Source organism: Mycolicibacterium obuense (genome assembly GCF_055397605.1).
Map to the genome: position 1 here is coordinate 5,370,075 of NZ_AP043663.1, position 13,765 is coordinate 5,383,839.

Below are 13,765 nucleotides of genomic sequence, written 5' to 3' on the forward strand. Positions count from 1 at the left end.
CCGGCAGCCACCGGCGAGGAGGCCTTCGGGCGATGCACGCGCACGGTATCGGGGGCCTGCTCCGCGGTGTCATCGGACGCTCTGCCGGGGCGTTCGGGGGTCGAAATTCCGGTATCGGAATCAGATTTTGACGCTGCCGCAACCCGTTTGGGAGCGCGCTTGTGCGAAGACCGGCCGGGGGCCTGGGATGTGCTGTCCGCAGTGGCCGATGCACCGGCCGAACCACCCGTGTCGGGTGCCGCCCCTGCGACTGCCGGCCACGCCGCGATGGCGGACCCGATACCCAGCGCAACCGCCAGCGCGCCCACCCGTCCGATATTCTTTGCTGCCGCCATTGGCCGACTCCCCCTGTTGTCGTCCGGCAAACATAGCGCGGCTAGCAGTTCCGAGGGAAGGGTTTACCGCCCCTCGGGTCACCGGATCGTGTAGCCACCGTCGATCAGCAGGTCGGCCCCGGTGATCATCGCCGCCGCGTCACTGGCGAGAAAGACTGCAGCAGCCGCGATTTCGTCGGGATAGGCGAAGCGGCCGGTGGGAATCTGCTTCTTCAGCTCGTCACCGCGGGGGCCGTCCCACGCCTTGCGCCCCAGCTCGGTGAGCACCACGGTCGGCGAGATCGTGTTCACCCGCACCCCGCGCGGCCCCCACTCCGAGGCCAGCACCTTCGACACGCCGACGACGCCGAACTTCGACGCGCAGTAGGCGACGTGCTGATCGAGCGCCACCGTCGCAGCCTGGGAGGCCATGTTGACGATCGCTCCACTCCCAGCCGCGATCATGTGTTGCCCGACCGCCTGGCTGACGAGGAAGGTCCCGGTGAGGTTGACCGCGATCGTCTTGGTCCACGCGTCGAGGGACAGTTCCTCGGCGGGCGCGAGCATCACGATGCCCGCACTGTTGACCAGGATGTCGATGCGACCGAACGCGGCGACCACGCCGTCGACCGCCGCGGTGACCGACGCCGGATCGGCGACATCGGCGCCGAATCCTCTGTTGTCGGAACCCAATTCAGCCGCGCGCTGCTGGGCCGCCGTTCCGTCCAGGTCGACGACGGCGACACGGGCGCCCTTGGTCGCGAACGCTGCGGCGATGGCCGCGCCGATGCCTGACGCGCCGCCGGTCACCATCGCGGTCTTACCGGTCAGCGGGAAATCCAGGTCGACTACCGGCTCGGTCATGGTGAAGTCCTTTCGCTGTCAGGAACGAGGTCCGAGTCAAGGACCGCGGCCGCGATCTCGGTGTCGGTCACCAATGCGGAGATCAGCCCGGAGCGCAGCACGGCGCGGGTGGCGACGATCTTCTCGGCGCCGGCGCAGATCGCGATGACGGTGGGGATGGCGCGCAGCCCCTGTTCGGTGATGCCCATGCGGCGCTCGTCGAGACCTGCGATGCGCCGGCCGTTCTCGTCGAGAAGCAGCCCGCAGGTCTCGGCGCGCACCCCCGCCTCGTACAGTTCCGCGGCCTCGTCCTCGGGCACGGAGGTGTAGACCTGCGACGCCTCGGCGGTCCAACCGCCCACGGACACGAGTGCGCACGCGACCCGCGAGTGGTTGGCGAACGCGTCTTTGATCGGCGAGGTGCTCGCCAGACTCCGGGCGGTGCGGGCGTCGGCCACGACGTAGGGCGCGTAGAGCGGCCAGGACTTGCCGCCGGTGACCTCGGTGATGCGCCGGGTCAGGTCGGCGCCGTTGGAGGTGAGTCCACCGGCCAGGCCGGTCAGCTGAACGACGTCGCAGCGCGGCAGATCGTGCAGATACGGGGCGATTCGGGTCATGGTGCGGCCACAGTCGATGCCGATCACGTCGCCCTTGCGCAGCACGGAATGCAGCAGATCGGCCATCGCCTTGGCGACGGCTTCGACTCGGTCGGCGGTGTTCTTCGACTGCGCGACAACGGCATACGCGTGCTGCAAGGAGTAGCGCTTCTGCAGTGCACTCGACAGCTCGACGTCGATCGCGCCCGGATCGTGGATCGTGATCTCGACCATGCCCGACTCCAGCGCCTCTTCGAGCATCCGGGCGACTTTGAACCGGGACAGGCCGAATTCCTCGGCGATCTCGACGCGGGTGCGGCCCTCCAGGTAGTAGCGGCGGGCGATGACGGCGCGCTGGAACAGCTCGTCCGGTCCCATCTCGCCTCCCGCCTGTCACCCGATCACCGACGTTGCTCATATGAGCACACCTGCTTGACATGTGAGCATAGCCCAGAGAATGATCCACATCACAAGGATCAAATGAGCGGTTGGCGTAACAGATGAGCGCGAGGGAGTGCGAAGTGACCGTGGTGAGTTCTGACGTCGAGAAGACTCCGGACACCATGCGGGCCAGCGTCATGACCGGCGTCGGCGCCCTACGGATCGAGGACAGACCGGTACCCACCCCGGGCGATCATCAGGTCCTCGTCGAGGTCGCCGCGGTCGGAGTCTGCGGCTCGGACGTGCACTACTACCGGCACGGCCGCATCGGCGATTTCGTCGTCGAAGAGCCGATGATCCTCGGCCACGAACTCTCCGGGCGCATCGCCGCGGTCGGCGCCGGCGTCGACCCGACCCGGATCGGCCAGCGCGTCGCCGTCGAACCGCAGCACCCGTGCCGTCGGTGCACCCAGTGCCGGGCGGGCCGCTACAACCTGTGCGCCCACATCGAGTTCTACGCCACCCCGCCGATCGACGGCGCCTTCTGCCGGTACGTGCTCACCGACGACGACATGGCCCACCCGGTGCCGGATTCGATGTCCGACGATGCCGCCGCGCTGCTCGAGCCGCTGTCGGTCGCCATCGCCACCATGCGCAAGGCGCACGTGGCCCCGGGCACGTCCATCCTGATCGCCGGCGCCGGACCGATCGGCGTCATCTGCGCACAGACTGCCCGCGCGTTCGGGGCCGCCCGCATCGTCGTCACCGACCTCGTCGCCTCCCGCCGCGAGAAGGCGCTGCAGTTCGGCGCGACCGAGGTGCTCGATCCCACCTCCGTCGATGTCGCCGCCATCGATCCCGTGGACGCGTTCGTCGACGCCACCGGCGTGCCCGCCGCGGTGGCCAGCGGGATCAAGGCGGTCGGACCGGCCGGGTACGTCGTGCTGGTCGGCATGGGCGCCGACGAATACCCGCTGCCGGTCGCCCACATCGCCAACAACGAGATCAACCTCACCGGGATCTTCCGCTACACCGACACCTGGCCCGCAGCCATCCACCTGGTGTCCAGTGGCGCCGTCGACCTCGACGCGATGGTGACGGGCCGGTACGACCTAGAGCACGTCGGCGAAGCACTCGACAGCGATTCCGATCCGGCCAGCCTCAAATCGATCGTGGAGCCCCGATGACCTCACCAACAGCGGCGCTGTTGCGCTGCAACGACATTCGCAAGAGCTTCGGCGGCGTGCCGGTGCTCGAGGGCATCACGCTCGATCTGCAGCCGGGCACGGTCACCGCACTCGCCGGCGAGAACGGCGCGGGCAAGTCCACGCTCATGAAGATCATCAGCGGCCAGTACAGCGCCGATCACGGCACCGTCACCGTCGGCGACGCGACGCTCACACCGGGCAACACCAAAGACGCGGTGCGCCACGGCGTGGCGATCGTGCCTCAGGAACTCGCGTCGATCGAGAACATGTCGGTCTACGAAAACCTCTTCGTGGGGCGCGAACTCACCGTCGGACCGTTCCTGAACCGGCGCGCGATGATCGATCAGGCCCGCGACGCGCTGGGCGTGTTCGGTGTCGACATCGACCCGTCGGCACGGATGGGGAGCCTGCCTGTCGGGCTGCGCCAGATCGTCGAGATCGTCAAGGCCGCCCGCACCGGCGCGCAGGTGGTGATGCTCGACGAGCCCACCTCCGCGATCTCCGAACGCGAGGTCGAGGGTCTCTACAAGGTGGTGCGCCGGCTGCGCGAGCACGGCGTCGCGATGGTGTACACGACCCACAAGATGGCCGAGATCCGCGCGATCGCCGACCGAGTGGTGGTGCTGCGCGACGGCGGGCTGATCCTCGACAAGCAGATCGCCGACGTCAGCGACGACGACATCGTCACCGCGATGATCGGCCGCGAACTGGACGCTCTTTTTCCCGACCGCCCGACACCGGGCACCGATCCCGTGCTCGAGGTGCGCGACCTGCAGGTCGACGGCGCCTCGGGGCCGGTGTCGTTCACAGTGCACGCCGGCGAGATCGTGGGTTTGGCCGGTCTCGTCGGCGCAGGCCGCACCGAGCTGCTGGAGGCGATCTTCGGCGCCCGGTCCAGCAGCGCCGGTCAGATCACCGTGCGCGGCAAGACCGTCAAGCGCAACCAGCCCGCCGCGGCGATCACCGCGGGCATGGCGATGGTGCCCGAGGATCGCAAGCTCTCCGGGGTGGTGCTCTCGATGAGCGTGCTGGACAACGGGACTCTGCCCCGGCTGTCGTCGTTCTCGCTGGCCGGTTGGCTGCGGGGCCGCGCGCGCAACAAGGCGGTGTCCGACGTGATGTCGTCGGTACGCCTCAAGACCCGCGGACTCAGCCAGGAAGTCGGCACGCTCTCCGGCGGTAATCAGCAGAAGGTGGTGCTGGCGCGCTGGCTCACCGGCGACGTGAACGTACTGCTTCTCGACGAGCCGACCCGCGGTGTCGACGTCGGCGCCCGCAGCGAGATCTACCGCATCGTCACCGAATTCGCGGCCAACGGGATGGCGGTGCTGATGGCCTCGTCGGACATGCCCGAGATCGTCGGGCTCAGCCATCGGGCGTTCGTCATGCGCGACGGCACGTTCGTCGGCGAACTCGACCGCGACGCCCTCGACCACCCCGAGGTCCAGGAATCCGTCTTCCGCCTGGCCACCGCACTCGACAGCAGATCAACGACGACCCCGAAGCAGGAGGCTTCATGAGTACCGACGTCGACAGCAGCGCGCAGCCTCCCGGCCCGTCGGCTGCGCCGACCGTCGCCTCGCCGATCACCGGCGAGCCGGTGAAATTGTTCTCTCGGCAATGGATTTCGGGCATGCTCCTGCGGTACTCCATGGTGATCGTGGTGCTGCTGGTCATCGCCTACTTCAGCTACCGCAGCGCGCGCTTCTCCACCCCTGACAACCTGATCACGATCCTGGTCGCCGCGGCACCGTTCGCGCTGATCGCGCTCGGTCAGACGCTGGTCATCCTGACCGGCGGCATCGACCTCTCGGTGGGCAGCGTGATCGCGGTGTCGGCGATGTCGGCCGCCGCGACCGCCAAGGCCAATCCGGGTCAGGTGTGGATGACCGTGCTGGTGGCCGTCCTGGTCGGCCTGGCCGTCGGATGCGTCAACGGATTCCTGGTCTCGCGCATCAACGTTCCACCGTTCATCGCCACGCTCGGCACCCTGACAGCAGGCTCCGGTCTGGCATATGTCATCGGCGGTGGCGCGCCGATCAACGGGCTGCCCGCCGAGTTCGGCTCCATCGCCAACACCAAGATCCTCGGTCTGCAGATTCCGGTGCTGCTGATGATCATCGGCATCATCGCGCTGGCGATCATCATGAAGCGCACCACCTACGGCATGCGGGTCTACGCGGTCGGTGGCAACCGCAACGCGGCCGAGATCGCCGGCATCAACGCCAAGAACGTGTTGTTCAGCGTCTACGCGATCTCCGGTCTGCTGGCCGGGCTCTCGGGCGTCATGCTCGCCTCGCGCGTCATCTCCGGCCCGCCGAACCTGGGGCAGGGCTACGAACTCGACGCCATCGCGGCCGTCGTGATCGGCGGCGCCAGCCTGATGGGTGGACGCGGCAGCATCTGGGGCACCGCACTGGGCCTGTTCATGATCATGACGCTGAACAACGGTCTCGACATCCTCGTGGTGCCGGCCTACTGGCAGGACGTCATCAAGGGTGTGCTGATCGTCGCCGCGGTCGCGGTCGACGTCTGGTCCTCCAGGAGGCGTACCTGACGACAGCCGAATCACCGATCTCCGCACAACGTTTCACTGTCGAAATCGAAAGAAGAGAGAACCCATGAGATTGATCACCAAGTTCGCGGCGATGGCCTCGGCCGGTGTCGTCGGTGCCGCGCTGACCGCGTGCGGCGCCGGAGACACCACGTCCAACGCGGACACCAAGCGCATCGGTGTCACGGTGTACGACATGAGCTCGTTCATCACCGCGGGCAAAGAGGGCATGGAGGCCTACGCCAAGGACAACAACATCGAATTGGTCTGGAACTCGGCTAATCTCGACGTCTCCACGCAGGCAAGCCAGATCGACTCGATGGTGAATCAGGGTGTCGACGCGATCATCGTCGTGCCCATCCAGGCGGATTCGCTGGGCCCGCAGGTCGCGAGCGCCAAGGCCAAGGGCATCCCGCTGGTGGCCGTCAACGCCGCGCTGAACAACCCCGATGTCGCCGGCAGCGTGCAGCCCGACGACGTCAAAGCCGGTGAGCAGGAAATGCAGATGATGGCCGACCACCTCGGTGGTAAGGGCAACATCGTGATCCTGCAGGGCCCGCTGGGACAGTCCGGTGAGCTGGACCGCACCAAGGGCATCAACAACGTGCTGGCCAAGTACCCGGACATCAAGGTGCTCGCCAAGGACACGGCCAACTGGAAGCGCGACGAGGCCGTCAACAAGATGAAGAACTGGATCTCCGGCTTCGGCCCGCAGATCAACGCCGTCGTCTCCGAGAACGACGACATGGGTCTCGGTGCGCTGCAGGCGCTCAAGGAGTCCGGCCGCAGCGACGTCCCGATCGTCGGCATCGACGGCATCGAGGACGGCCTCAACGCGGTGAAGAGTGGCGAGTTCATCGGCACCTCACTGCAGAACGGCACCGTGGAGCTCTCCGCGGGGCTCGCGGTGGCCAACGCGCTGGCCAAGAAGGAAGAGGTCAACACCAAGCCCGTGTACGTGATGCCCGCCATCACCAAGGACAACGTCGACGTCGCGATCGAGCACGTGGTGACCGACCGGCAGAAGTTCCTCGACGGGCTCTCGGAGCTGACCGCCTCGAACCTCAAGAGCGGTGACATCGCCTACGAGGGAATCCCGGGCCAGAAGCAGCCCTGACGCACCACACGAAGTGGGGCCGGTCGCGCTGCGGCCGGCCCCTCTTTCGTCAGTCCTTCCCGGACGCCTGTTGCCCGTAGCCGGACAGCAGCCTGCCGACCTCGGCGATCTCGGCGTCGTCGAGGACCCGCACCGGCGCGCCGGTGGCCATGGCCCGCAACTGCACATCGCACACGTACTCGAGATAGGGCACCAGGTTCAGCACCTTGGGCAGTGCCGCACCGGCCAGCACCGCGCCGTGATTTCCCATCAGTGCCGCGGTGCGGCCCCGCAGCGCAGCACTGACGTTGTCGGCCAGCTGCTGGGTGCCGAAGGTGGCGTACGGAGCGACGCGGACAGGCCCGCCGAACAGTGCCGAATAGTAGTGCGACGCAGGGACTTCGTCGACAACGGTGGACAGCGCGGTCGAGGCCGGGGCATGGGTGTGCACGACGGCGGTGTGCTCCGAGGATCGGTACACCGCCAGGTGCAGGGCCAGCTCGCTGGACGGGGCCAGCACCGCGTCGACGGCGTTGCCGTCCAGGTCGTGGATGCCGACATCGCGCGCCGACATCGCCTCGTAGTCCACCCCGCTCGGCGAGATCACGAGGACGTCGTCGACCCGGATCGACACATTGCCTGCCGTGCCGACGACCAGGCCCGAGCGGCTCAGGTACCGGCAGGCGTCGACGACCTGCTGCCGCTGCTCTTCCAGTTTCATGGTTCCAGAATGTATTTCGATCCGCGGCCGGCGGCCATGTCCTCCAGGCTGGGCACCAGCTCGGAGAGCGGCCGGCGCTCGGTCACCAGCATCGAGCCGTCCACCTTGCGGCTGGACAGCAACTCGACGGCGGTACGCACGTAGTTGGGGGTGTGGTGGAACACGCCCTTGAGGGTGTACTCCTCGTAGTGCATCGCGCTGGAGTCGACGGAAAACGCTGCGCCGGCGGGTGTTCCGCCGAACAGCACGGCCGTCGCACCGGGGCGCAGGGTTCGGACGGTCTGCTCCCACACCTGCGGCAGGCCGACCGCCTCGATGCCGACGTCGGCGCCACGGCCGTGCGGGGTGTGCCGTTTGATCAGCGCGACACGGTCTTCGAAGTCGGAGACCTCGGACAGGTCGATCGTGTCGACCGCACCGGCGCGGACGGCCTGCTGCAACCGCCACGGTGACTGGTCGACGGAGATCACGTTGGCGCCCCGCAGGGTGGCGAGCCGGACGAACATCAGCCCGATCGGCCCGGCCCCGTGCACGACGACGGTGTCACCGAGCTCGATGCCCGTCTCGGCCATGCCGTGCACGACCGTGGCCAGCGGCTCGAGCGGCGCGGCGTCGGCGAAGTCGAGGTCGTCGGGCAGCGTGTAGGTGTTGCGGGCCACGATCGCGGCGGGGATCACCACTTCCTCGGCGAAGGCGCCGTTGAGGAATTCGAGGTTCTCGCAGAGGCTTTCGCGATGGCGGATGCACGCCCAGCAGTAGCCGCACGGCACGGTGTTGGCCGCGGTGACCCGGTCGCCGACGGCGAAGGTGTCGACACCGTCGCCGACGGCGGTGACCACGCCGGCGAACTCGTGGCCGAATCGCGACGGCAGCGTGGGGAAGAGCTTGGGGTGGCCGCGTCGGTAGGACTTGAGGTCGGTGCCGCACGTCGCGGCGGCGCGCACCTCGACGAGGATCTCACCCGGTCCGGGCTCGGTGGAGCCGATGTCCTCCAGCTTCAGTTCGCCGGGACCGTAGAACATGGCGGCTCTCACGGGGAGATCTCCTTCGACAGTGGTGTTTCGTGCAGGGGTGTTTCGTGCAAGGTGTGGAGCAGGTCGCGGGTCTGCGCGTAGACGCGCTCGTAGAGCGCGCGCAGCCGCCGATAGGCGGCGGCCGCATCAGGCCGCGGAGTCACCACGGCGTCGGTGGTGCTGACCGCCGCCGCTGCGGCGGGCAGTGTGTCGTAGGCGCCGACTGCGGTCAGCGCGATCGCGGCCGCGCCGAGCGCGCTCACTTCGGCGGTGGCGCACACCTCCAGCGGCCGGTCGAACGCGTCGGCGAGAATCTGCGTCCACAGCGCGCTGCGGGCTCCGCCGCCGGTCGCCCGCATCACCTCGACCGGCTCACCGCGCGCGGCTTCGAGTCCGTCGAGCTGCAGACGCAGCTCGAGCGCAATGCCCTCGAGCAGGGACCGGTAGAAGTGGGCGCGGGTGTGACATCCCTGCCAGCCCAACGTCACTCCGGAAGCCTTCCCGTCCCAGTGCGGGGTCTGTGCCCCGTTCCAGTACGGCAGCGTCATGAGCCGTTCGCTGCCGATGGGCAGGTCCGCGGCGGCGCGCTCCAGAGCCGGGTCGGGTGCGCCGGCCAGACCGGGATCGCCGAACTCGCGCCGGAACCAGGTCGACAGGTAGGTCCCCGACGAGCTGAACGTCTCGACGGTGGACTGGCCCGGCATGGCCGAGATCATCGATCGGTACGCGCGTGCCGGAACATAGGACTTCGTCTCGCTGCCGATCACCACGGCCGTGCCGAGCACCAGGTAGGCCGCGCCCGGATCCGTCACGCCCAAACCGATTCCGCCGGCCTGGCCGTCGCCGGTGCCGGCGATGACCGCGACGTCGTGACTGACGCCCCACGCGTCGGCGACCTGTGGCCGCAGCGTTGCTATCGTGGTTCCGCTCGGGACGAGTTCGGGCAGCTGGGCGCGGCGCAGCCCGGCGAGCTCGAGCAGCTCGTCACTGTAATCGCCGGTGCTCTGGTCGATCACGGCCAGCGGATCGACCGAGGCCGTGCTCGACACCCACCTGCCGGTCATCGCGTGTACCAGGTAGGTGTGGACATCGGCGACGCGCTGGCAGCGCGCCATCGTCTCGGGTTCGTGGTCGCGCAGCCAGAGCAGCTTGTAGAGACCGGGGGTGATGTCGGCGGGCTTGCCCGACAACAGCTCCACGCGCTCGGTGCCGTAGGTCCGAACCTCGGCCTCGGCGCGACCGTCCAGCCACAGGATCGCCGGCCGGATCGGCGTTTCGTCACCGTCGAGGCAGACGAAGCTCTCCCGTTGATGCGTCACGCAGACCGCCGCGACAGTGCTGCGATCCGAAATGTCCTGCAGCGCAGCCCGGATGGCCGCGTCGGTGGCCGTCCACCACTGGCTGGCGTCCTGCTCGAACCAGTGCGGGACCGGGCTCCGGGTGTCCAGCGCCTGGCTGCCGGAACCCACCACGCGCCCCGCGGCGTCGACCACGATCGCCTTGGCGGCGGTGGTCGAGCAGTCGACCGCGATGACCAGAGGTGCTGTCACGGTGCTCACGATTCGGCCACCAGGATGTTCGCCCCGGCGTCTTCGAGACGGCGGTGCTCGTCAGGGTCGATTCCGGAATCGACGACGACGACGTCGAAGTCCGCCACATCGCAGATGCGGTGTATCGCGCGCCGGGCGAGCTTGCTGTGGTCGATCAACAACACCCGCAACTCGGCACTGTCCATGAAAGCTCGCTTGAGTTGTGCTGCGGCACTTGAGGGATGGAAGCACCTGCCGCGCGAAAGCGCCGGCACCGACATGAACAGCACGTCGTAGTGCACGTCGCGGAGTGCCCGAATGGCCTGTGGGCCGAGAAACGACGAGAACTCCGGGACGAAGTCGCCACCGATGGCGTTCAGGCGCACTCGCGCATCGGTCGAGAGGTCGTTGATGGCGGGCAGAAAGTTGGTGATCACCGTGAGCGGCAGGTGCGAGGAGAGCAACGACACCACGTGCAGAGCGGTGGTGCTGTCGTCCAGGGCCACCGCGGTCATGTCGATGCGGTCGCTCGCCCAGGCCACCCCGGCTCTGGCGACAGCCTGCTTCTCGGCGAGGTTGAGGACACGACGCAGTTCGATGTTGCGTTCGAACGCCTCGGTGGGCGGTGCCTCGGCACCGGAACGCACCTTCCGCAGCAGACCCACCTGGTGGAGGTGGTCGAGATCGCGATGGATGGTCATGGTGCTGACCCCGAATTCGTGGGCCAGTTCGTCGATGCGGGCCGTGCCCTTGGCGCGGACGAACTGCGCGATCTCGGTGCGGCGAGCGGTGTTGGCGCTGACGCGCATGGGCGGGGTGGACGTCACCGCGCCTCCTTGCACACCAGACATTGCACACCGCAACTTCTCACCGAACATCACAAAACTAACAACAGAGGTGTGAAGATGGCAAGAACGCGGGAGAGGTCAGTTCGGCAGCTGGTAATCCATCGGCCGACCCTCGCCCGCCGCGGCGCCACCATCGGCGATCGCCGTCGCCACCGGCGCCCCGTCACGCACCACACCGACCACGACGACGTGCTGTGCGGGCCGGAACGCCGTGGAGCCCGGCCCGTGGATCTGCGCGGTCTCGGAGGTGATCGAGAACGTGGTGGTCTGTCCGGCGGCATCTGTAGTGGTCAGCGACGTCGGCGACACCGCGGTCACCCAACCGGCCCGCTGGATGTCCTGGACGGCCGGGACGGCGGCCGGCGGTGGTGTCGTCACCGTCATCGCCCGGGCACCGTCAGGTCCCGCGACGGCGAGCAACCATCCCCCCATGCCCGCGGCCACGATCATCGACGCCAGCCCCCACCGCGGGCCGGCGTGTGCCGGTGCGGTCGAGAGGCGGTGCCTGCCGGGCAGGTGTGTGGTGGCCATCGTGGCTGTGGCTACCCGGCCCGTTGTCGGCAGAAACACCGACGTCAGCTCACCGCCAGGCGAACACCGGCTGCTCGAGCTCGTCGACCGGGTCAGCACGCCCCTCGAGCCCCAGCCACCGCAACTGCAACAGCACCGCGCCTGTCGGCGCGTGGATCAGATCGTTGCCCAACGGGATCTGCACGACGGGCCGCGGGCTCTCCGGGATCGTGATGAACCGCGGCGAGTCCTCGCGGAGCAGTTGGTGCAGTCCCACCCGGTACACCGCCACCACCTCGTCGGGTGACGGCCGCAGATCCAGCCGGCCGCCACCCCACACCACGACCGGGGTGATGACGTACCCGGAGCGGGTCGGATAGTCGTCGAGCAGGCCGAGCACCGCGGTCTCGGGCAGCGCCACGCCGACCTCCTCGTCGAGCTCGCGCAACGCCGCATCGACGGCGCTCTCCCCCGGGTCCAGCCGCCCACCGGGCAGCGCCCACTGTGCGGCATGGGTGGACAGCCGAGAGGCCCTGCGACACAACAGGAACGACGCGCCACCGGACACATCGACCATTCGTCCGTCCAGGTTCTCGGGCATCGGTCGGCCGGCGATCCAGTCGTCCACCGGGGCGGGATCGACCCTGTCCTCTCCGACGACGGAGTCGACCAGCACCACCGCCACGGCAGCCCGCCGCTTGGCGGGATCGGAGACGGTGCGCCGCTCGTGCGCGGACAGGTTGTCCCTGACGCGGGCGCGAAGCGTCTCGTCGTAGACCAGGGTCACCGGCCGAAGACCAGGGACACGTTGTGGCCGCCGAACCCCAGCGTGTTCGAGACCGCGTAGCGGTAGTCACCGGGACGGCGTTCACCGGCGACCACGTCCAGGTCGATGTCCGGGTCAGGGGTGTCGTAGTTGAGCGTCGGCGCCAGCACACCGTCGCGCAGCGACTGCACCGTCAACGCCGCGGCCACGGCACCCGACGCGCCCATGGCATGGCCCAGCGCGGCCTTCGGGGCGGTCACGGCGGGCCGATGCGTCCCCAGCACAGCGTGCAGCGCGCGGGCTTCGGCGAGATCACCGGCGCGCGTACCGGCGGCGTGGGCGATCACAGCATCGACATCGCGCGGTTCCACGGCGGCGAGCTCGAGCGCCCGGCTCAGCGCCGCGGCGGCCATCTGTCCGTCCGAATTCGGCTCGATCAAGTCAGCGGTGTCCGAGGTGGTGCCCACCCCGAGCAACCGGCCCAGAATCGTCGCCCCGCGCGCCCTGGCATGCTCCTCGGTTTCCAGCAGCAGCAACGCGCCGCCCTCGCCGAACACCATGCCGTCGCGATTCCTGTCGAACGGGCGGCACGCGCCCACCGGGTCGTCGTTGCGGTGGGACAGCAGCCCCATGTTGTCGAAGGCCGCGATCGGCACCGGTTCGATCCGCGACTCGACGCCGCCACAGATCGCGACATCGGCCTCACCGAGTGTGATCAGCCGCCACGCCTCGGCGATGGCTGCCGAGCCGGAGGCGTCGCCGCTGGTGGGCGCGATGACACCCGCTTTGGCCTGGCGGTCCAGACCGACCGCGGCAGCGGGCGCGTTGGGCATGTGCATCTGAACGGCCAGCGGGGAGACCGCCCGCATGCCGCGAGCCTTGAACTCCTCCCAGGCGGTCCAGAGGTCCTGTGTGGATCCATAGGCGTGGCTCACCGAGACGAGTAGCCGGCGGGTGTCGACCTCGGGGGCGCCCGCGGCCGTCCACAGTCGCCGGTTCAGCACCAGAGCCATCTTCTGCATGTACGACAGGCGCCGGACTTCCACACGGCTGAGCTGGGAGTCGAAGTCCTCTCGCACCAATCCGCCGATGGTCACCGGCACCGGGAACTGGTCGAGCATGCGGTCTTCGATGAGGCTGATCCCGCTCTTGCCGTTGAGCAGTGCGGCCCACGACTCCTCCACGTCGGCGGCGAGAGCGGTCGTCGCCGCCAACGCTGTCACCACGACGGCCGGTCGGTCAGCTGTGGCTGTCATGTCGTGCGAATCCCCTCGACCCGTCGGAACGTCACCGACAATTCTCTAACGAGACGTGCGCGTGTCGTCAAGGCAGCCTCTGTCAAAAGGCCCCCTCGCCGCTCAGACGCCACCGGCGCGGAACCCCGAA

At 68.4% G+C, this 13,765-nt stretch carries 13 protein-coding genes; 4 read left to right on the forward strand and 9 right to left on the reverse strand.

All coding sequences use genetic code 11. The features are described from left to right. Window positions 1-413: 413 nt before the first annotated feature. Together ACZ50N_RS26005 and ACZ50N_RS26010 are read right to left on the reverse strand one after the other, a co-directional pair. The gene (locus tag ACZ50N_RS26005; protein ID WP_046364707.1) at window positions 414-1,178 is read right to left on the reverse strand and encodes an SDR family oxidoreductase; all 765 of its coding nucleotides are present in this window, start codon (window positions 1,176-1,178) and stop codon (window positions 414-416) included. Next, entirely contained in the window at window positions 1,175-2,131 is a 957-nt protein-coding gene (locus tag ACZ50N_RS26010) for a sugar-binding transcriptional regulator (RefSeq protein ID WP_464474145.1), read from the reverse strand. The genes ACZ50N_RS26005 and ACZ50N_RS26010 overlap by 4 nt, the downstream gene beginning before the upstream one ends. A 200-nt stretch (window positions 2,132-2,331) precedes the next feature. Here ACZ50N_RS26010 and ACZ50N_RS26015 point away from each other — a divergent pair, with 200 nt between their 5' ends. From ACZ50N_RS26015 to ACZ50N_RS26030, 4 genes are all read left to right on the forward strand, one after another. Then, entirely contained in the window at window positions 2,332-3,321 is a 990-nt protein-coding gene (locus ACZ50N_RS26015) for an NAD(P)-dependent alcohol dehydrogenase (protein ID WP_201778418.1), read from the forward strand. Further along, the gene (locus tag ACZ50N_RS26020; RefSeq protein ID WP_046364710.1) at window positions 3,318-4,862 is read left to right on the forward strand and encodes a sugar ABC transporter ATP-binding protein; all 1,545 of its coding nucleotides are present in this window, start codon (window positions 3,318-3,320) and stop codon (window positions 4,860-4,862) included. The genes ACZ50N_RS26015 and ACZ50N_RS26020 overlap by 4 nt, the downstream gene beginning before the upstream one ends. Further along, complete coding sequence (locus ACZ50N_RS26025) at window positions 4,859-5,899, forward strand: ABC transporter permease (RefSeq protein ID WP_046364711.1); 1,041 nt, start codon at window positions 4,859-4,861, stop codon at window positions 5,897-5,899. The genes ACZ50N_RS26020 and ACZ50N_RS26025 overlap by 4 nt, the downstream gene beginning before the upstream one ends. A gap of 64 nt (window positions 5,900-5,963) precedes the next feature. Then, window positions 5,964-7,013 carry a substrate-binding domain-containing protein gene (locus ACZ50N_RS26030; protein ID WP_046364712.1) on the forward strand — a complete coding sequence of 350 codons (1,050 nt, stop codon included), beginning with the start codon at window positions 5,964-5,966 and terminating at the stop codon, window positions 7,011-7,013. Between the two features lie 49 nt (window positions 7,014-7,062). On the opposite strand, the gene ACZ50N_RS26035 is transcribed toward ACZ50N_RS26030, so the two are convergent. From ACZ50N_RS26035 to ACZ50N_RS26065, 7 genes are all read right to left on the reverse strand, one after another. Next, window positions 7,063-7,713 (reverse strand): class II aldolase/adducin family protein, encoded by a 651-nt coding sequence (locus ACZ50N_RS26035; RefSeq protein ID WP_464474146.1) that lies wholly within the window; start codon window positions 7,711-7,713, stop codon window positions 7,063-7,065. After that, window positions 7,710-8,747 carry a zinc-dependent alcohol dehydrogenase gene (locus ACZ50N_RS26040; protein ID WP_082164348.1) on the reverse strand — a complete coding sequence of 346 codons (1,038 nt, stop codon included), beginning with the start codon at window positions 8,745-8,747 and terminating at the stop codon, window positions 7,710-7,712. The genes ACZ50N_RS26035 and ACZ50N_RS26040 overlap by 4 nt, the downstream gene beginning before the upstream one ends. Beyond that, window positions 8,744-10,276: a xylulokinase gene (locus tag ACZ50N_RS26045; protein WP_464474147.1), complete on the reverse strand. Its 1,533-nt coding sequence runs from the start codon at window positions 10,274-10,276 to the stop codon at window positions 8,744-8,746. Before ACZ50N_RS26045 ends, ACZ50N_RS26040 begins: the two co-directional genes overlap by 4 nt. A 5-nt stretch (window positions 10,277-10,281) precedes the next feature. After that, window positions 10,282-11,082, reverse strand: a complete 801-nt coding sequence (locus tag ACZ50N_RS26050) for a DeoR/GlpR family DNA-binding transcription regulator (RefSeq protein WP_464474148.1) — start codon at window positions 11,080-11,082, stop codon at window positions 10,282-10,284. 99 nt (window positions 11,083-11,181) lie between these two features. Then, the gene (locus ACZ50N_RS26055) at window positions 11,182-11,634 is read right to left on the reverse strand and encodes a hypothetical protein (RefSeq protein WP_046364717.1); all 453 of its coding nucleotides are present in this window, start codon (window positions 11,632-11,634) and stop codon (window positions 11,182-11,184) included. Window positions 11,635-11,683: 49 nt separating this feature from the next. Next, window positions 11,684-12,400: an NUDIX hydrolase gene (locus ACZ50N_RS26060; RefSeq protein WP_048425011.1), complete on the reverse strand. Its 717-nt coding sequence runs from the start codon at window positions 12,398-12,400 to the stop codon at window positions 11,684-11,686. Beyond that, a complete protein-coding gene (locus tag ACZ50N_RS26065; protein WP_133412580.1) occupies window positions 12,397-13,635 on the reverse strand; it encodes a KasA/KasB family beta-ketoacyl-ACP synthase in 1,239 nt (412 codons plus the stop codon). Before ACZ50N_RS26065 ends, ACZ50N_RS26060 begins: the two co-directional genes overlap by 4 nt. Between the last annotated feature and the right edge of the window lie 130 nt (window positions 13,636-13,765).